The organism is Arthrobacter sp. alpha11c, from assembly GCF_054149985.1.
Genome location: NZ_CP196747.1, coordinates 3,764,231 through 3,782,120 on the forward strand (window position 1 = coordinate 3,764,231; position 17,890 = coordinate 3,782,120).

The following is a 17,890-nucleotide window of genomic DNA, read 5'->3' on the forward strand; positions in this document are numbered from 1 at the left end:
TTCTTGGGTTTCGGGCTGGGGGCCGGACATGCCGTCCCCCACGAATCAGCTGAGGAATCCGCGGGCATCCACCCGCCACCGCTCCAGCGATGTGCCCGTGCTGTCAGTGACGATGTATTCCTCGAAATTGACCACAACCGGGCAAACGTGATTCGGCACGATCGGGAGCACCGTGCCAACGCCCGGATGGAAATCGCCGGCCGGGAGGGGGAGGAACCCGTGGTATTCGTTGAGCTTGGAGAGAACGGCCGACGTGCCGGGGACGGCGCCATAGCCGATCTGCGGGCTGCCTTCCCGGCTTAGTGCTTTGGTGCCTACATCGAGAATGACCTGATCGGGAACCCAGTCGCTGACCACCGTGCCAGCGACGAACAGGGCAATCTGATCTTCCGTGCAGGCACCGAGCCGGGCGTTGTTCAAGTCATTGAACACGTATTCACCTGGCCTGATCTCGGTGATCACGTTGCTCGTGGAGTACTCAATGGTGGGTGTTGAACCCGCGCTGACGACGCCTGCGCTGATGCCCGCCGCGCTGAAGCTCCGCACCGCTGTGGTGAGCGCGGCTTCCTGGTCCATTGCAGCGCGCTGGCGGGCGTCCGGGCTGGAACTTCCATGCCCTGGATAGGTGAAGACACCCACCGGCACCAGTCCACGCCTTCGCGCGGCGGCGGCGAGTTCGCCGGCGAACTCGGGTGGTGCGCCGGAACGACGCGCACCGCAGTCCACCTCGATCACAACCTGGAGCCGTTCGGCCTCAGATCCCATCGCGTCAGCAAGGGCATCGATTGCCGCGAAATTGTCGACGCCGACCCGCAGGCGGGTGGTTACGGCAAGTTTGCGGATGCGCAGGCCTTTCGTTCCCGAAGGCCAGATGGGGTAGGCGATGAAGATATCGTCGAAGCCCGCTGCGGCGAAGACTTCGGCCTCACCAACGTTGCCTGCTGTGATTCCCACAGCTCCGGCCTTGATCTGGCGACGACCGATTTCGACGCATTTATGCGTTTTTACGTGGGGCCTGACGTCGAGGTCCTGCTGGTCGGCGAAGCCCTGCATGCGATCGATGTTGTCCTGCATAACGTCCACCAGCACGATCGGCGCCGGGGTGTCGACCCGCTCAACCAGGGCGTTGAGTGCTCCTTGGATACGGTTCACGCTGTTCTCCTCATGAATTTGCCGCCAACATATCGGCGCCTAAACGGCTGTGCAGATCATCTGGATCTCTACAGGAGTGTTGGCCGGCAGCCCGGCGACGCCGATTGCGGTGCGGGCGTGCCGTCCGTTCTCCCCCAACACTTCGATGAGCAATTCGCTGGCCGCGTTGGCGACCCGCGATTGCAGGCCGAAGTCCGGTGTGCTGGCCACGAACACCAGCATCTGCACGATCCGGACCCGGTCCAGGTCTCCCACCGCCTGCACAGCCGCCGCGAGGCAATTGAGCGCGGCATGGCGGGCGAGCTCCCGCGCTGTCTCCAGCCCCACGTCCCGGCCCACGATGCCTTGGCCCAGCAGCACACCGTCCTTGTAAGGCAGTTGGCCGGCGATGTGGATACTGGAACCCACCGCGCGGTGGTCCACGTAATAAGGGCTGTCAGCGAGGGTTGGAAGCTCCAGGCCAAGGGCCCGAAGCCGATCCAAGGCCGAGCCCGCCGTAGTGACGCTCATCTGTCATCAGGTCTTTCTTACGAAGCAGCGGAACGAGGCAGACCGAAGAGGACGGGGAGCTCGGCGATGTCGGTGATCCGCTCGTAGCCGAGCCAGTGCTCGTCGTGCTCAAAGCCACGGTCCACATACACCTTGTTCTTGATGCCCATGGTGGCTGCCGACCGGTGGTCGTACATCGGGCTCGCAGAGACGTGCACAATCTCATCCGGTGTCACGCCAAGCTTGTCGAACATGTACTCAAACGCTCCGAGCCGGGGCTTGTACATGCCCATCTGCTCGGCGCTGATGACGGTCGCGAACGGAGCTTGGAGGTTTTCCGAAAGTCGCTCAGCATGCGCGGTGTCGCTGTTGGTGATGATGACCAGGGGGACTTCCTCCGCCAGGCGGTTCAGGGCCTCGGTCACACCTGGGTACGGGCCCCACGTGGGGACAATTTCGTAAACCGCCCTCGCGTCGGCCTCGCGGTACTCAAGGCCGAGCCGGCGTGAGGCGCGTTCCATGGAGTTGGCGATGATTTGGTGGAAGGGCTTGTAGTCGCCCATGCACTCATCGATCCGGTATGCCTTGGTGGCCTGCAAGTATTCATCGGCGAGCTCTGCTGGCAGGCGTTCGCCCAGGACCGCACGGGTCGCGTCGGCGATAGCGAACTTGATCAGTGTTCCGTTCATGTCGAACGTTGCGAACTTCGGCTTGATGTCGAATGCCATTTTTTCCTCCAGTTTGGATTGTCATCTTCGTCGATTGTCGACGAGACTTGCTTGAGAAGTACCGTCGATTGTCGACAATACTCCGGGTGGTTGTAGATTGTCAACGGTTCTTTGTTGAAAGGATGCTGGCTCACTCAACTAGGATTTGCTCGTGCCTACGGAGACTATTAATGAGCGCTTTACCGATTCAGTGCTGAATCCTGACCTTTGGGTTGGGCACTACCTTCCCCAATGGACTGAGCCGAGCCGGTCCGAGGCCCGCTACGATTTCGCCGTTGACGGATTGCGGTTACGTATTGATGCCGACCAGCCCGCCTGGCGTGAAGCCGACGGTTCCTTCCGGGTGAGTAATCTCCAAACGGGAACCTTCTCCGGAGAGGTTGGTGCCACGCGGGGAACACATCGCCAACGACCCGATGGGCTGCACGTGGTGACTCCCCAGCCGACGCGCAGGTTATGGACACCAGTCACGGGCGAGGTCCAGGTAAGGGTGAGCGCAAGCGCGGATCCGACCTGCATGGTTGCAATATGGTTGGTGGGATTTGAAGAGTCCAGTCCGGCCGATTCCGGGGAGCTGTGCATCGCCGAACTTTTCGGTGACAAGATCGCAGCAGACAGCAGCACCGTTCGCGTCGGGATTAAGGCACACCACGATCCCCGGCTGACCACCGACGTCCGGGACATCCAACTGCCCATTGATGCCACCAAGCCACACACGTACGGTGTCCGCTGGTCTGAGGCTGGGGCGGAGTTCTCCGTTGACGGGCACGTCATCATGTCCAGCCCACAGAGGCTCGCCTACGAGCAGCAATTGATGATTGATCTCTTTGAATTCCCCGCTTCGGAGCAGCGCGAAGCAGGAAACTATCCAAAGACCGCCCGGGTTCATTCCGTGGTTGCTACTGGGATTCGAGCATAGAGTCCCGCAGCCGCGACTGGACCAATGCCAGTCCCGCATATGCCGCTCCTCGGGCCACTGATAGTCCGACGACCTGCGGCACCACACTGATCCCAGGAACTACCGGAAGGCTTTGTGCCAGCCGCCGTTGCACCTCCGGAAGGACTTCGTCCACGAGCGGGCTCAGGCGGCCCACGAAATATACGGACTCGGGGTCAAGCGTCACGGCGACGGCCCCGACGGCGGCGACGACCGCCGTCGTAAATGCCTCCATCACTTCCGCGTGGGCCGCCGCATCCTTCGGCTGGGACGAGAGTGCCTGGATGTCATCCAGGTCCAGTCCGCGTCCACTGGCGAAGTGGAGGAGTCCCTTGGTGCTTAACAGTCCCTCCAATGTCTCGTTGCCAACACCGGAGAAGAGAACCTCACCGAGGTGGCCGAAAGCCGAAGTCCGCCCTTTGGCGATTTCATGATCAGTGCAACTGGCGAAGCTCAGCTCGGTACTGAGCATGAACAAAACAGCGTTTCCTATCGTCGCGTCGTCCTTCAGGATCCCCCGGAGGGAGGCGCTGGCATCGCCCTCCAGCAGCACGGGTGCATTCAAGCGACCTTCAATGGTCTTTTGAAGAATTGCCGCACCCGTCCGGACACGGCCCGGCAGGGCGGCGACGATTTGACGCAGTGGCCCCTCGGCGGAATCGCTGGTATCCACAACCAAGTCCAGCAACCACTCGGCAGTGGCTTCCTCATCGCCGCCCTCCAGACTGGGCACGATCACGTGCCTGACCTCGCGGCCCCTCAGGTCCGTCACCAGGATGCATGTGGTCCGTGCTCCGAACGAAATGCCCACAACATGCCCCGCCGTGCCGGGCACATCCAGATAGGTGGAGGGCCGGCCACGGCGCGCAACCGAGTTGACTCCCTGTTCGACGACGAGACCGTCGTAACGAAGCTCATCCACCTTCCGGGATACCGTGGCCTGGCTTAATCGCGTCAATTCGATGAGCCTGGTACGCGTCAAGGGCGCCTCTGAAAGGACAGCATCAAGAACCCAAGCCTTGGTGTGGTCCCTTGCGGTGGGACTGGTACGCATAGCACAACCTTAATGAGATATCAGAGCGAAGCCGGGACCGGACAGCACAATCGTTAGCGGATCTTGGCTTCGGTGATAGCTGATTCTCCCAGGCCCCAGTAGTCCAGGGACTTCTTATATTCGGGGGTTTCCAGAACGGACTGGATGGCCTTCTGGAGTGCCGGGGTCAGGGGTGATCCCTTTTTCAGGCCCATGGCGACATTGGTGTCCGTGCGGGTATCCATGCGTGGCTGCAAGGTGGTGAAGTGGTTGGGCTGCTGATCGTTGGCCCACGCCAGGGCACTGGCATCGTAAAAGACAGCGTCGATCCGCTTGGAGTCCAGTTGTGTCAGGGCTTCCTGGACGTTGGGCAGGGTGATGGCGTTGATGGCGGGCTTGCCCTGGGAGGTGCAGGTCCACTCCGAGACGTTGGGCAGGTGCTTCAGTTGCTGTGTTGAGCCCTTGGTCACGCCAACGTTCTTGCCACAGAGCGTGTCATTGGTCAGATTGAGCGGGTTGCCCTTCGCTACGGCTACGGCCGAGCCTCCCTTGAGGTAGTTGATCATGTCCAGCACCTTCAGCCGCTCTGCTGTAGCGGACATGGTGGTGGCGGTGAAGTCGTAGCGGCCGCCGTCGATGCCGGGAATGATCGTGTCGAACGCCGTGTTCTCGAACTTCAGCTTCAAGCCCAGCTTCTTTGCCACCAAACGGGCAAGGTCCGGGTTTACGCCAATGGGGGTGGTGTTGTCCTCGGCGAGGAACGTCATCGGCGGGGAGCTGAGGTCCATCGCGACCGTCAGCTCGCCCTTGTCCTTGATGGCCTTCGGCAGCAACGCCACCGCGGCGGCGTCCGGTTGGACACCCTCTGAGATGTCACGGGTGTTCTGCGTCTTGGGAATCTCCGTCGCCTGGCTGCCCGTTGCCGCGCCACCGCAGGCAGTCAGGGCAAAAAGGACAGCGAGCCCCGCGGCGGCTGTTTGGATAGTATGTTTCGTCTTCATGGTGCAACCCTTCAAGTGATTTCGGCTGGTGTAATACACAGAGTGCTTTCACAGTGGAAGGCACAATCCCCAAGCATTTGGTGTCAGCACTGGGCCGACCTGTTTGTTGTTGCGCCTTAGCGCAGTGCCTTGAAGGCACGGCCCATTCCTGCGAGCAAGCGATCGGCGTCGTCACTGGAAAAGGGCATTGGCGGACGGATTTTCAGGACGTTGCCCTGGGCGCCGCAAGCCGAGATCAGGATTCGGTCCTGCCGGAGGGCATTGACGATGCTGGCGGCGGCATCCCCGTTGGGTGTGAGGGTGGATCGATCGGTCACGAGATCGACGCCGATGAAGAAGCCGCTTCCGCGTACTTCTGCCACCTGGTCCAGATTCTGGGTAAGGTCCTTCAGGCCGGTGAGGATCTTTCCGCCAACCTTCAACGCGTTCTCTATGAGCGATTCATCCCGGATCACGTCCAGGACGGCCTGGGCTGCCGCTATGGCTACCGAATTTCCGCCGAACGTGTTGAAGTAGCGGATGTTCTTCCCGAACTCCTGCAGCAATTCGGGCTTGAAGATTGCTGCCGCTACTGGAATGCCGTTACCCATGGGTTTGCCGATGGTCACGATGTCGGGGACGATTCCGTGGCGCTGGAAGCCCCACCATTCCTCACCCGTACGGCCGAACCCTGGCTGTACTTCGTCGGCGATGTACAGGCCACCCGCGGCATGGATCTCTTCGACGATGGGGCGAAGGAAGCCTGCGGGACCCGCGAAGACACCGTCGGAGGAGAAGATGCTGTCGGCGATGAAAGCAGCCACTCCGATACCGTGCCGGTGCAGGTCAGCGATGGCTGCACGCACCTGGTCCCGCAGGTGATCCTGCAGCGAGCCTTGATCTGATGACGAGCCTTGATCTGATGAATAGCGCAGGGCGTCAGGGGCGTCGATAACCCGCACGTTCGGACCCAGGGGTACGCCCTTGCCCAAGGAAGGCGAGAACGACGAGACCTCGGCAGTCAACCCGTGGTACGCGCCGGCCGTGACGATGATGCCCTGCTGTCCGGTCACATATTTTGCGACGCGCATCGCGAGGTCATTGGCTTCTGAACCGGTGCACGTGAACATGACATGGCCAAGCTCGGCGGGGAACGTTGAAAGAAGCTGCTCCGAGTAATCCAGGATGGACTCCTGGACGTAGCGGGTGTTGGTGTTCAGCGTCTGCATCTGCTGGTGTACAGCCTCAATGACACGCGGGTGGCCGTGACCGACGGAAGGGACGTTGTTGTAAACGTCCAGATATTCATTGCCATCCCGGTCAAACAACGTGACGCCCTTGCCACGAACGATTTCCAAGGGCTCGTCGTAGAAGAGCCTGTAACCAGGCCCGAGGCTCTTGTCCCGGCGTCGAATGCTCTTCTGTATCTGGTCCGGGAGCTCGTCCAGGCGGCTGGGATCGAAGCCGTTAACCATGGGGTTGGAGGGCTTGCGGATTGGGGAAGTACCCATGTTTTCTCCTGGAAGCTAGGGGGTGGGGTTCATGGTGTGAAAGAAAGTTCTGGTGCCGGGGCCGCGGCAGTGGAGGCGAGCCGGTCCCAGTCGGGTTTTGAGTGGGAGAGGAGATAGTCGCGCCGTTGCGGCAACTGGCTTGCGCGCCACTGGGTTATTAGGGCCCGCAGCAGCAGGCGCGCCTGGGCGGAGACGATCAGGGCCTCCAACTCCTGCCCCGGGAGGGGGAGGATGCCTCGATAGCCGTTCATGACGTGGAGTGCGTGCTCCCAGGGGTGGCCCGGGTCTGCCCCCAACAGGTTGGCCATGGTGACACTGATGTCGAAGATTACGGGGGTCCGCACGACGTCTCCGAAGTCGATAATCCCCGTCACGTAATCGGGCCTGCTCGGGTTGACCAGGACATTGAACGGACTGAAATCACCATGGATAACCTGGGATGTCAGCGTGCCGAGGAGCGGAACCACCTTTTCGTCGAACTGATCGAAAATGTCCTCCGCGAGGGATCGTTTTTCCTTCTCATCGACATAGTCAAGAAGCGGGCGCATCCGGTGAAAATGCTTGAGGTCCCAGAGGAGCAAACGGTCCGCGCGAGGATGATCGAAGTCCTGCAAGGCAATGCCCAGGCGGGCCAGGCTTGAGCCCACCAATCGAAGCTGGCCAGCCGACGCGTCGTGATTGGCCAGCAGGTCCCCAGGCAGGAAGCGCATCACCCGCAGTACCCGATCAAAGGCGCCCGCAGGCTCCGGAATGAGGACTTGCGGCTCTCCGCCAAGGCTCCTGACAAGACGCTGGACTGGAAGTTCAGGGGCAGTCCGTTCCAAATGCTCCATGCAAGCCGTTTGGAGGTGGACGATCACGGGATCCTCATCCGAGGGTGAAATTTTCACTAGATACGTTTCGTCCCCGTCCCGGAGCCGGAAAGTCTCGTCCTTCTCGGTGGGAATCCGGACCAGCGTTCCCTTCAGGCCGTAGAACTGTTCAAGCAGCTCCAGGACGGCGGGGTCAGCGAGCTGCGGATGCTCCGCCAGGAGTCCACTCTCTGATGCCACTGCTTGGATAAAAGCAGAATCGCTCATTTCACCCTTTCATCGACGGAGAGCCACCAGCCGGTTTAAAGACCGAGGTGCTTGTTGATCTCGTCCAGGGACTTAACGCTGTTGTAGTCGTAGCCGCCGGTGATGGGGTCGTAGCCGCGGTCCAGCACCCAGAGGTTACGGAAGCCCATGTCGTGCATGGGGTGCATGTCGTACCGGGTGTGCGAGGCGATGTGCAGGAAGTCTTCCGGCTTGGCGTTCAGGGTATCGAGCATGTACTCGAAGGCTTGGTAGCGGGGCTTGTAGGCCTGGGCCTGCTCGGCGGTCAGCACGGCGTGGAAGTCAGCGCCGAGCTTGGGGATGCTGATCTCCAGGAAGCTGTCGTCGGCGTTGGATAGAGCCACCAGCTTGTAGTTATCGCCCATGAGCTTCAGAGGCGCCGGCACGTCGTCGTGCGCGTCAAAGCCGCGGACTGCGTCAGCGAACTCTGCCCCTGCACCCGGGGTTGGTCCAATGCCGAAAAACTTGCATACCCGGTCAAAGGAATTCTGGAGGATCTGCTCGTAGGGCTTGTAGTCGCCAGTGACCTCGTCGAAGCGGTACCCGCGGAACACCTTTTTGAACGCAGGCCACTGCTCTTCAGGCAAACGGCCCGCGAGCAGCCGTCGGGTAGTGGCGTCAGTATCCCAGTTGATCAGTGTGCCGTAGATGTCAAAGGAGATGTACTGCGGGCGGGAGTTGGTAGAAGCCATGATGGGTCCTTTCAGTGGAGGTGTTGGGGGTTTTGATTCACTATGAATCTAAATGCCGCACTGTCAATTGTCAACAATCTTTTCGAGATATGTTCAGCGGCTCAAGCGCCAGAGCAGCGCCACCGAACGTCACACAACCCGCCACATCCCAATCCAGCCAAGCGACGTCCTACCCTTGGATCGTGACTTTTTCCAAGATCCGCACCGCCGCCGCGAGCTCCCTCGCCGCCGCTGGTCTCCTGATTGCACTCGCCGCCTGTTCCACGCCGGCTGCCCCCCAGCCAAGCACCGCAGCATCGGCAGCCTCTTCTTCCAGCGCTGACGCCGGGCCCTGCACCGGTGTGAAGGTCATCGTCGATTCCGGCGCGCTGAAGCAACCCGCCGCCGACAAGACTGTTTGCGTAGCGGTGGATGCGCCGACGACCGCTGCCAAGGTGCTCGATGAGGCCAAGGTGAAAACCGAGGGAACAAAGCAATACCCCACCGAACTGGTGTGCCGGGTCAACGGCGTGCCGGCTGCCGACTTCGACATCACCCACAAGGGCGGCAGCTACCGCGAAGAATGCGGCAAGATGCCCGCGGCCTTTGCCTACTGGTCCATCTGGGTCAAGCCGGCCTCCGGTGACTGGGCCTACGCCCAGGAAGGCCTCGCCACCCAACAGGTGAAGCCGGGAGAGAGCCTGGAACTGCTGTACACCATCGACGGCGCACCGGCCGCACCCAAGGCATGATCTTTCGACCCGCGCCGTTACGCGCTGCCGCGGCGCTTGCCGTCGTATTCATAGCGGCGCGGGTCATCTATCGCATCCTTTTCAACGGAGCGGGCACCGTTGGGCCGGTGCTGCTGGAATTGCCGTCAGTGCGGCTGCCCGCCCCATATGCCCACGTGGTCTTCCTCGGACCGGTAACATCGCCTGGCCTGTGGGAGGCGGTTGTTTCAGCCCTGCCGATTGCCGGGCTGATCCTTGCCTTCGGACTGCTCAACGCCTTCGTGGACGTGGCAAGGGGCTTCATGCGGCTGGCCCGCGGCGGTCCATTCCAGGGCATAGCCCGCACACTTGTGGTGGCTTGGGCGGCGCTCCCCGCGCTCGCCGACGCCGTTGCCTCCGTCCGCTTGGCCTTCCGGTTGCGGGGCGAACGCCTGGGTCCGCGAGCCCTTGTTCCGGTACTTGAGCGAACCCTTGAGCACGCCAGCCGGGTAGCCGCGGCCTTGGAATTGCGCGGCTACGGGAGCAGGGCGGCACACCAACCCGGCAGCGATCCCGGGTTGCCCCTTGAGATCAGGGACGCCCAATTCCGCATCGGCGACACCCGGCTGCAGGTCGAAACCTTCAAGCCATCCCCCGGGACAATAACGGTTGTCACCGGGCCCACGGGCTCAGGCAAGTCCACCATCCTGCGGGGTATTGCGGGCCTCCTTTCACACGTCGACGGCGGAGATCTTACCGGCACGGTCCGTGTCGCCGGAGTGGACCGTGCCGGAGCACCCCCGCGCGATACTGCCGGCATGGTCGGCGTTGTCCTGCAAAACCCACGTGCCGCGTTCGCCAGCACCCGAGTCCGGGACGAAATCTCACTTTCGCTTGAACTGCGCGGTGTTGCAGCCGGCATCGCCAGTGCCCGCACGGTGGAGGTCGCGGAGTGGATTGGAGTGTCGGCGCTCCTGGACCGGAACCTGAACTCCCTCTCGGCGGGCGAGGCAACGCTCGTGGCGATCGCCGCTGCCGTGGTGGAGCACCCGGCCCTGATCTTGGTTGACGAGCCGCTTGCCGACCTCGACACCACAGCCCGGGCCCGCGTCATCGCAGTACTCGACGCCCTCGCCCACGGATCGGGCATCTGCATCATTGTTGCTGAGCATCGGGCGGACCCGCTTTTACGCGTCACCGATTCCTGGTGGAGAATTTACGACGGCGGCCTGATAGCGGGCGTTGCGCCGGCACCTTCACGCCCAGTACTGTCACGTCCGGGTGAGATCCGTTCGACGTCGATAGTGTCACCTGGGTTGGCACCGTCACCGATGCCGGCCGTCTCACCGACGTCGAAACCGCAGGACGCGCCGGTGCTGTCTGCGATCAACCTCGCTGTGCACCGCGACGGCAAGGCGCTCGTCAGCGACGCCTCATTGACCCTGCACCCAGGCGAAGTGGTCGCCTTGGTTGGGCCGAACGGGGCCGGGAAGTCCTCGCTCCTGGTGGCCCTCGCGCTCGGAGAAGGAACCAGCGGCAGGGTGGAGGGCGGCCGCGTGGCCTTGGTTCCGGACGCCTCTGATGACCTTTTCACGAGGGACACCGTGGCTGCTGAACTCCGGGCCGCAGATCGACGCGAAGCGCGGGCCCGGCGTAAATCAGACGGGAATGGCTCGGACAGGACCCTGTCACAACCGGCAACATCCCGCCTGGCCCGATTGCGTGGTGACGTTCGGATTCCGATAGGAAACGAGCACCCGCGGGACCTGTCAGCCGGAGAGCGCCGTATCCTCGCCATCGCTCTTCAGACCGCTGACGACCCCCAAGTCCTCCTTATTGATGAGCCCACCCGCGGGCTCGATCCGGAGGCCCGGGCAGGAGTCTCGGCCGCCTTGCTCGCTTTGGCGGACACTGGCGCAGCAGTCCTGATCGCCACCCACGACCTCGACTTCGCCCACGGCCTGGGGGCCCGGATCGTGCAGATGGACGATGGCGTGGCGCCGGCTGAACCAATGCGGGGCGTTCCTGCCCGGGAAGAGACCACTTTGGTCACTCCCGCGGCTGCGGCTCCCCCGCTTGTGACTCCACTGATTGTCGGGCCTGCTCCGCGCGCTAAATCCAAGGATCGGGGCGTAGAGCGGGTCCAGCAACGCCACATCCGTTTGCCCCGGGCGCTTGAGATCGCAGTTCTCGCAGCTGCCAACGTGTTGGCCTTGGGTGCGTTTTGCTGGCCATTGCTCGCGGCGGCCCTACCCGAGGATGCGGCCGCGGCCGTCCCGTTCGCGGCCCTGGCGATTGCGCCCCTTGCCGTTGTGGCCGTTGTCGTGTCCCTCGACGGCTCGGTCCGTTCCGCCCACACGGTGGCCCTGCTGGGTGTCCTGGCCGCCGTGGGTTCGGCAGTTCGGGTGGCGAGCACCGGGGTCGGCGGAGTTGAAGCAGTGTTCATCCTGCTGATCCTGGCCGGCCGCGCCTTCGGTGCCCGATTCGGAATGCTCCTCGGCGCGGCCACGATCGCAGTCTCCAGCGCCCTGTGGAGCGGCATCGGCCCTTGGTCGCCGTTCCAGATCTTCGCCTGCGCATGGGTGGGGGCGGGGGCGGGCCTGTTGCCGCGAAGGGTTCGTGGACGGGCTGAACTATGGATGCTGTGCGCCTATGGAGTGGTGGCGTCCTACGTTTTCGGCCTGCTGACCAATCTGTGGTTCTGGCCTTTCGCTGTCGGTGCCGGAACGGGTATTTCTTACGCACCCGGCGCCCCACTGGCCACCAACCTCAGCAGCTTCCTGCTCTACTCCCTTTTGACCTCGACGGCGGGATGGGACACCCTGCGTGCCATCACCACGATCATCGGAATCGCCGTTGTGGGACGGGCTATCCTCGCCGCTTTCAGGCGCGCGAAGCCAGTCTCCAGCCAGGACGGTCAAACCGCACGGGTTGAGGATGCTGGATCCAGGAAGACGGGCACAAAGAGTGCCCGCCCCCAACACCCCAAAGCCAAGGACCCGCACCAACTCACACCTTGAAGTACTTGGCCTCCGGGTGGTGGAACACGAAAGCATCCGTTGACTGCTCCGGGTGCAGCATCAGTTCATCGCTGAGGATCACGCCCATCCGTTCCGGTTTCAGCAACTCCGTGACCTTGCGGCGGTCCTCCATGTCCGGGCAGGCCGGATATCCCAGCGAGAAGCGCGCCCCGCGGTAGTCGAGCTTGAAGTATCCGGCTTTGTCCTTCGGCTCCTCGGCTGCGAAACCCAGCTCGGAACGGATCCGCGCATGCCAGAATTCAGCCAGCGCCTCGGTGAGCTGCATGACCAGGCCATTGAGTTCGTAGTAGTCGCGGTAGTGGTTTCCTGCGAACAGCTTGGAAGTCACTTCTTCGATCTTCGAGCCCGCGGTGACCAGCTGGATCGGCAGGACGTCGATCTGGCCGGATTCCCGCGAGCGTACGAAGTCGGCGAGGCACAAGTGCCGGTCCCGGCGCTGGCGTGGGAAGTCGAAGCGCAGGCGCTCGGTGCCGATTGGACCGCCTGAGCCGCCATCGGGTGCGAGCAGCCCGGGAGTGCCGAGGACGCCGTCGAGGTCCTCTCCATGGTGCAGCACCACCACCTGTTCGCCCTCGGCCACCACCGGGAAATAGCCGTAGGCGACCGACGCGTCGAGCATGCCCTCGGCGAGGATCCGGTCCAGCCAGTACCGCAGACGCGGCCGGCCTTCGAGTTCCACGAGTTGGTCGTAGGAGGCGCCGTCGTCGCCCCGCCCGGGCTTGAGACCCCACTGGCCCATGAAGGTGGCGCGCTCATCGAGCAAAGCAGCGTAATCGTGCAATGCGACGCCGCGGACAATGCGCGTGCCCCAGAACGGTGGAGCGGGCACAGGGTTTTCGGCGGTGACGTCGGACCGGCCGGGCATTGCCTCCGGTTCGGTGACCGTGAACTTCGGGCCACTCTTGTGGATCCGCTTCTTCAGCGGCGGGAGGCCCACCGCGTCCGGGTCAGCGCCGCGGGCCACCTGCACCAACGGTTCCATGAGGGCGAGGCCCTCAAAGGCGTCCTTGGCATACCTGACGGTCCCTTCAAACTGCTCTGCCAGGTCCTGCTCCACGTAGGCACGGGTCAGGGCTGCACCGCCAAGAATGATGGGCCACTTTTTCGCCAGGCCCCGGGACTGGAGCTCGGCAAGGTTTTCCTTCATCACCACAGTGGACTTCACGAGCAGGCCGGACATGCCAATCACGTCGGCGTCATGCTCCTCCGCCGCGGCCATGATCTCGGCGATTCCCTGTTTGATGCCGATGTTGACCACTTTGTAGCCGTTGTTGGTGAGGATGATGTCCACGAGGTTCTTACCAATATCGTGCACGTCGCCGCGAACGGTAGCGATCACCATGGTGCCCTTGCCTGACGAGTCCGACTTCTCCATGTGCGGCTCGAGCAGTGCGACCGCGTTCTTCATCACTTCAGCGGATTGCAGCACGAAGGGAAGCTGCATCTCACCGGCGCCGAAGCGTTCACCCACAACCTTCATGCCCTCCAGCAATTGATCGTTGATGATGCCGAGCGGGGTCATGCCTTCACTGCGTGCGAGGTCGAGGTCCTCCTCAAGGCCCTTGCCTTCGCCGTCGATGATGCGCCGCTGCAGACGTTCGCCGGTTGGCAGCGCGGCGAGTTCCGCGGCGCGTTGGTCCTTGAGCGCGGCAGTGTCGACGCCGGCGAAGAGGTCGAGCATGATCGCCAAGGGGTCATAGGTGACGTTGCCATCGGCGTCGTACTCGCGACGGTCCCAGACTAGGTCCAGAGCCACCTTGCGCTGTTCGTCCGGCAGCGATGCGAGCGGCACGATCTTCGCGGCGTCGATGATGCCACTGGTCAGGCCCGCCTGTACGGCCTCGTGCAGGAACACCGAGTTCAGCACCATGCGCGCGGCAGGGTTCAAGCCGAAGGACACGTTCGAGACGCCGAGGGTTGTCTGGATACCGGGGTACTTCGTGGTGATCTGGCGGATGGCCTCGATGGTTTCGATGGCGTCCCGGCGGGTTTCTTCCTGCCCGGTGGCGATGGGGAACGTCAGGGCGTCCACGATGATGTCTTCGACGCGCATCCCCCATTCGCCCACCAGTGCGTCTACGAGGCGGGAAGCGATGGCCACTTTGCCTTCGGTGGTGCGGGCCTGGCCTTGTTCGTCGATTGTCAGGGCAATCACGGCCGTGCCGTGTTCCTTCACAAGCGGCATGATGCGCGCAAAGCGGCTGTCCGGGCCGTCGCCGTCCTCGTAGTTGACGGAGTTGACCACCGGACGTCCGCCGATGTGTTCGAGTCCAGCCTGCAGCACAGGCGGCTCGGTGGAGTCGATGACCAGCGGGAGGGTGGACGCCGACGCGAAACGCGAGACGATCTCCTTGATGTCCGCAACGCCGTCGCGCCCCACATAGTCGATACAAACATCGAGCAGGTGCGCGCCGACCCGGACCTGCTCGCGGGCAATATCGACGCAGTCGTCCCAGCGCTCTTCCAGCATCGCTTGGCGGAACGCCTTGGAACCGTTGGCATTGGTGCGCTCACCAATGGCCAGGTAGGCGGACTCCTGATCGAACGGAACGTGGTGGTAGAGGGACGCGACGCCGGCCTCCCGCTCGGTGGGGACCCGGCCGCCGGCGCTTTTCGTGCCGCCGGTGACGGTTCCGGCGTCGGACGCGTTGCCGTTGGTGCGGAAGGGCTCAAGACGTTCGACGACGGCGGCCATGTGCTCCGGCGTCGTACCGCAACAGCCGCCCACCAGGCCCAAGCCGAATTCACGCACGAACTGCTCGTGCGCAGTGGCGAGTTCCGTGGGGGAGAGCGGATAGTGTGCGCCGTTCGCGCCGAGGATCGGCAGCCCGGCGTTGGGCATGCAGGCGATAGCGACCGAGGACTGCTTGGAGAGGTGCCGCAGGTGCTCGCTCATCTCGTCCGGTCCGGTGGCACAGTTCAAGCCGATAGCGTCGACGCCGAGCGGCTCCAAGGCGGTGAGTGCAGCGCCGATTTCGGAACCCATCAGCATGGTTCCGGTGGTTTCCACAGTCACCTCCACGAAGATGGGGAGGCGGACGCCGCGGGAGACAATCGCCTGCTTACAGCCGTTCACGGCGGCTTTGGTCTGCAGGAGGTCCTGGCTCGTCTCGATGAGGAATGCGTCAGCACCGCCGTCGATGAGGCCTTCGGCCTGAAGGGCAAAGGTCTTCTTGAGGTAGTCGTAGCTGGTGTGGCCGAGGCTGGGGAGCTTGGTGCCAGGGCCCATGGACCCCAGGACCCACCGCATCCGACCGTCTACGGTTTCCGCTGCCTCTGCGCGCTCGCGGGCGATCCGGGCCCCTTTATTCGCGAGTTCTTCGATGCGGTCGTCGATGCCGTAATCGGACAGGTTGGACCAGTTGGCGCCGAAAGTGTTGGTTTCCACGGCGTCGATTCCCACCGCGAAGTACGCGTCATGAATGTCCGCGATGACATCCGGACGGGTGTCGTTGAGGATCTCGTTGCAGCCTTCGAGGTTTTGGAAGTCGGCCTCGAGCGACAATTCCCGGTCCTGCAGCATGGTGCCCATCGCGCCGTCGGCAATGACGACGCGCTGGTTGACGGCGTCGAGGAGCGACTGGGAACGGGTGGGACGAGGGACGGAATCGATGTCCAGTGCAAAACGAGGCATATAAACAGAGTACGTGCGAGGCCGGACACAGTACGGAGTATTTCCATGTACTACTTCCATATGTGGATAACCGTGGTTGGCTTCAAACCAGCGCAGTTATCCACATAGCTCCAAGGAACCCGTTGCCACCCATGCGCCCTGATGGTTCGATGGGGTTCATGGCTACCGCAGAAAGTTATGTCCTAGCGATCGGGACCAAGAAGGGTTTGTGGCTGGCAACCAGCCCGGACCGCAAGGAATGGTCCCTCTCCGGCCCGCACTTCCTGATGAGCGAGATCCCCAGCATCGGGATAGACACCCGGGACGGCAGAACCAGAATCATGGTGGGGGTGCGTTCGGAGCACTGGGGACCCACCGTTGCCCATTCCGATGACCTCGGTGCCACCTGGACCGAGCCCGAGCAGGGCGCCATCAAGTTCCCGGACGGCGCAGACGCTGCCTTGGAACGCATCTGGCAGATTTACCCCGACACAGAGTCCCGCCCTGGTGTGGTTTGGGCCGGGTGCGAACCGATTTCAGTATGGAAATCGACCGACGGCGGCGAGCACTTCGAGCTGAACCGCGGACTGTGGGACCACCCCCATCGCAGCGAGTGGGGTGCGGGGTATGGTGGCGCGGCGGCCCACTCGATCGTGGTGGATCCATCCGGCGAGAAGGTACATGTTGCCATGAGCACGGGCGGCGTTTACAGATCGCTCGACGGCGGGACCTCCTGGGAGCCCCGCAACAAGGGAATCTCGGCCTACTTCATGCCCGATCCCAATCCCGAGTTCGGCCAGTGCGTTCACAAGATTGCTGCGGATGCCGCCGTCGAGGGCCGTTTGTACGCACAGAACCACCATGGTGTGTACCGCACAGACGACGACGGCGAGAACTGGAACTCCATCGCAGACGGACTGCCCGCAGACTTTGGTTTCGTGATGCTGACCCATCCCCGACGCGAGGGTACAGCCTGGGTCATCCCATTGAAGGCCGACGGCGAACGCATCCCGCCCGACGGCAAGCTGAGTGTGCACCGCACTGAGGATGCCGGTGGCACGTGGAGGGAGCTTCACACAGGTTTGCCGGACCACGAATACAACGCTGTGCTTCGCGATGCCGCATCCGTGGACACGGCCGAACCGACTGGCGTGTACTTCGGTACCCGCGGCGGATCGGTGTACGCCAGCGCCGACGAGGGCGAGACCTTTACTGAAGTGGCCTCGCACTTGCCGGACGTGCTGTGCGTGCGTGCCGCCGTCGTGGTTGGAAGCCGCAGTGGCGTGGAGCGGGAAGCATCAGCCAGCGCCCCGGTACCTGGTTAGGCCCGTTGTGGCTGACTTTACGGTGGTGTTGCCGGGTGTCCTGCAGCCACTCGTCGGCGGACAGTCCTATCTGACTGCGTCCGCCGACGGGGCTGTGACCGTTGGACAGTTGCTGGACTCGGTAACCGGAGAATATCCGGTGCTGGCCAGGCGTTTGCGGGATGAAACCGGTGCCCTCCGCCGTTTCGTGAATATTTACGTGAACGGCGATGAGGTCCGGCGTCTGAAGGGTCTTGATACGGAGGTGGCGGCCGGCCAGGAGGTCTTGATTATCCAGTCCGTGGCCGGCGGCTAAATGAGTGTTTGGGGTCAAGCCGGGGTTCAGGCGACGCGCCAAACACTGCATTCGTCGGTATTGATGGCTTTCCTCATCCCGGAGACGTGGTCCATGATCCAGACGACGCCGATTCCCGGTGCTGTTTCCTGGACCCGTCCGCGGCGGATGACCACGTCATCGTAAGCGGGACCAACGGACATGCGGGCCTCGATCTCGTCTCCGCGGTGGAGCTGGCTGATCGCGCGTATTCGTGTTGTGTGAGTGGTGACTTCCTTCAGCATGGTGTCCTCCTGAACTGGAGCTGGTGCCTGCACTTGCCGGCTATT

15 protein-coding genes are annotated in these 17,890 nt (G+C 62.8%); 5 read left to right on the plus strand and 10 right to left on the minus strand.

The genetic code is table 11. The features are described 5' to 3' along the window. Window positions 1-45: 45 nt before the first annotated feature. The 3 genes from ACTAQJ_RS17430 to ACTAQJ_RS17440 are packed head-to-tail and all read right to left on the minus strand — an operon-like array spanning window position 46 to window position 2,369. Window positions 46-1,152 (minus strand): alanine racemase, encoded by a 1,107-nt coding sequence (locus ACTAQJ_RS17430; protein WP_498697968.1) that lies wholly within the window; start codon window positions 1,150-1,152, stop codon window positions 46-48. Window positions 1,153-1,191: 39 nt separating this feature from the next. After that, window positions 1,192-1,662: a RidA family protein gene (locus ACTAQJ_RS17435; RefSeq protein WP_498697969.1), complete on the minus strand. Its 471-nt coding sequence runs from the start codon at window positions 1,660-1,662 to the stop codon at window positions 1,192-1,194. 17 nt (window positions 1,663-1,679) lie between these two features. After that, window positions 1,680-2,369 carry a haloacid dehalogenase type II gene (locus ACTAQJ_RS17440; protein WP_498697970.1) on the minus strand — a complete coding sequence of 230 codons (690 nt, stop codon included), beginning with the start codon at window positions 2,367-2,369 and terminating at the stop codon, window positions 1,680-1,682. Between the two features lie 151 nt (window positions 2,370-2,520). On the opposite strand from ACTAQJ_RS17440, the gene ACTAQJ_RS17445 reads away from it, so the two are divergent. Further along, on the plus strand, window positions 2,521-3,288 hold the full coding sequence (locus ACTAQJ_RS17445) for a LamG domain-containing protein (protein ID WP_498697972.1): 768 nt from the start codon (window positions 2,521-2,523) through the stop codon (window positions 3,286-3,288). On the opposite strand, the gene ACTAQJ_RS17450 is transcribed toward ACTAQJ_RS17445, so the two are convergent. From ACTAQJ_RS17450 to ACTAQJ_RS17470, 5 genes are all read right to left on the minus strand, one after another. Further along, a complete protein-coding gene (locus tag ACTAQJ_RS17450) occupies window positions 3,269-4,360 on the minus strand; it encodes an ROK family protein (RefSeq protein ID WP_498697974.1) in 1,092 nt (363 codons plus the stop codon). The two genes, ACTAQJ_RS17445 and ACTAQJ_RS17450, sit on opposite strands and share 20 nt — an antisense overlap. A gap of 53 nt (window positions 4,361-4,413) precedes the next feature. Then, on the minus strand, window positions 4,414-5,340 hold the full coding sequence (locus tag ACTAQJ_RS17455; RefSeq protein WP_498697976.1) for an ABC transporter substrate-binding protein: 927 nt from the start codon (window positions 5,338-5,340) through the stop codon (window positions 4,414-4,416). A 116-nt stretch (window positions 5,341-5,456) separates the two neighbouring features. Then, window positions 5,457-6,830, minus strand: a complete 1,374-nt coding sequence (locus tag ACTAQJ_RS17460) for an aspartate aminotransferase family protein (RefSeq protein WP_498697977.1) — start codon at window positions 6,828-6,830, stop codon at window positions 5,457-5,459. 29 nt (window positions 6,831-6,859) lie between these two features. After that, on the minus strand, window positions 6,860-7,909 hold the full coding sequence (locus tag ACTAQJ_RS17465) for a phosphotransferase (RefSeq protein WP_498697978.1): 1,050 nt from the start codon (window positions 7,907-7,909) through the stop codon (window positions 6,860-6,862). A gap of 35 nt (window positions 7,910-7,944) precedes the next feature. After that, window positions 7,945-8,619, minus strand: a complete 675-nt coding sequence (locus ACTAQJ_RS17470) for a haloacid dehalogenase type II (protein WP_498697980.1) — start codon at window positions 8,617-8,619, stop codon at window positions 7,945-7,947. Between the two features lie 182 nt (window positions 8,620-8,801). Here ACTAQJ_RS17470 and ACTAQJ_RS17475 point away from each other — a divergent pair, with 182 nt between their 5' ends. Both ACTAQJ_RS17475 and ACTAQJ_RS17480 read left to right on the plus strand, forming a co-directional pair. Beyond that, complete coding sequence (locus ACTAQJ_RS17475; protein WP_498697981.1) at window positions 8,802-9,350, plus strand: hypothetical protein; 549 nt, start codon at window positions 8,802-8,804, stop codon at window positions 9,348-9,350. Next, a complete protein-coding gene (locus ACTAQJ_RS17480) occupies window positions 9,347-12,328 on the plus strand; it encodes an ATP-binding cassette domain-containing protein (protein ID WP_498697983.1) in 2,982 nt (993 codons plus the stop codon). The genes ACTAQJ_RS17475 and ACTAQJ_RS17480 overlap by 4 nt, the downstream gene beginning before the upstream one ends. Here the strand turns inward: ACTAQJ_RS17480 and metH are convergent. Next, entirely contained in the window at window positions 12,318-15,983 is a 3,666-nt protein-coding gene (gene metH / locus ACTAQJ_RS17485) for a methionine synthase (protein WP_498697986.1), read from the minus strand. The two genes, ACTAQJ_RS17480 and metH, sit on opposite strands and share 11 nt — an antisense overlap. Window positions 15,984-16,132: 149 nt before the next feature. Between metH and ACTAQJ_RS17490 the strand changes: the two genes are divergently transcribed. Next, window positions 16,133-17,287 carry a WD40/YVTN/BNR-like repeat-containing protein gene (locus ACTAQJ_RS17490; RefSeq protein ID WP_431120066.1) on the plus strand — a complete coding sequence of 385 codons (1,155 nt, stop codon included), beginning with the start codon at window positions 16,133-16,135 and terminating at the stop codon, window positions 17,285-17,287. Window positions 17,288-17,294: 7 nt separating this feature from the next. Beyond that, window positions 17,295-17,582 carry a MoaD/ThiS family protein gene (locus tag ACTAQJ_RS17495; protein WP_216924633.1) on the plus strand — a complete coding sequence of 96 codons (288 nt, stop codon included), beginning with the start codon at window positions 17,295-17,297 and terminating at the stop codon, window positions 17,580-17,582. Between the two features lie 26 nt (window positions 17,583-17,608). Here the strand turns inward: ACTAQJ_RS17495 and ACTAQJ_RS17500 are convergent, their stop codons facing one another. Further along, window positions 17,609-17,845, minus strand: coding sequence for a hypothetical protein (locus ACTAQJ_RS17500; protein WP_216924635.1), 237 nt, complete (start codon window positions 17,843-17,845; stop codon window positions 17,609-17,611). Between the last annotated feature and the right edge of the window lie 45 nt (window positions 17,846-17,890).

Coding starts and splice junctions, on each gene's coding strand:
- ACTAQJ_RS17435 (WP_498697969.1), bottom strand. CDS start 1,662: ATGAGCGTCACTACGGCGGGCTCGGCCTTGGATCGGCTTCGGGCCCTT.
- ACTAQJ_RS17440 (WP_498697970.1), bottom strand. CDS start 2,369: ATGGCATTCGACATCAAGCCGAAGTTCGCAACGTTCGACATGAACGGA.
- ACTAQJ_RS17450 (WP_498697974.1), bottom strand. CDS start 4,360: ATGCGTACCAGTCCCACCGCAAGGGACCACACCAAGGCTTGGGTTCTT.
- ACTAQJ_RS17455 (WP_498697976.1), bottom strand. CDS start 5,340: ATGAAGACGAAACATACTATCCAAACAGCCGCCGCGGGGCTCGCTGTC.
- ACTAQJ_RS17460 (WP_498697977.1), bottom strand. CDS start 6,830: ATGGGTACTTCCCCAATCCGCAAGCCCTCCAACCCCATGGTTAACGGC.
- ACTAQJ_RS17465 (WP_498697978.1), bottom strand. CDS start 7,909: ATGAGCGATTCTGCTTTTATCCAAGCAGTGGCATCAGAGAGTGGACTC.
- ACTAQJ_RS17470 (WP_498697980.1), bottom strand. CDS start 8,619: ATGGCTTCTACCAACTCCCGCCCGCAGTACATCTCCTTTGACATCTAC.
- ACTAQJ_RS17480 (WP_498697983.1), top strand. CDS start 9,347: ATGATCTTTCGACCCGCGCCGTTACGCGCTGCCGCGGCGCTTGCCGTC.
- metH (WP_498697986.1), bottom strand. CDS start 15,983: ATGCCTCGTTTTGCACTGGACATCGATTCCGTCCCTCGTCCCACCCGT.
- ACTAQJ_RS17490 (WP_431120066.1), top strand. CDS start 16,133: ATGGGGTTCATGGCTACCGCAGAAAGTTATGTCCTAGCGATCGGGACC.
- ACTAQJ_RS17500 (WP_216924635.1), bottom strand. CDS start 17,845: ATGCTGAAGGAAGTCACCACTCACACAACACGAATACGCGCGATCAGC.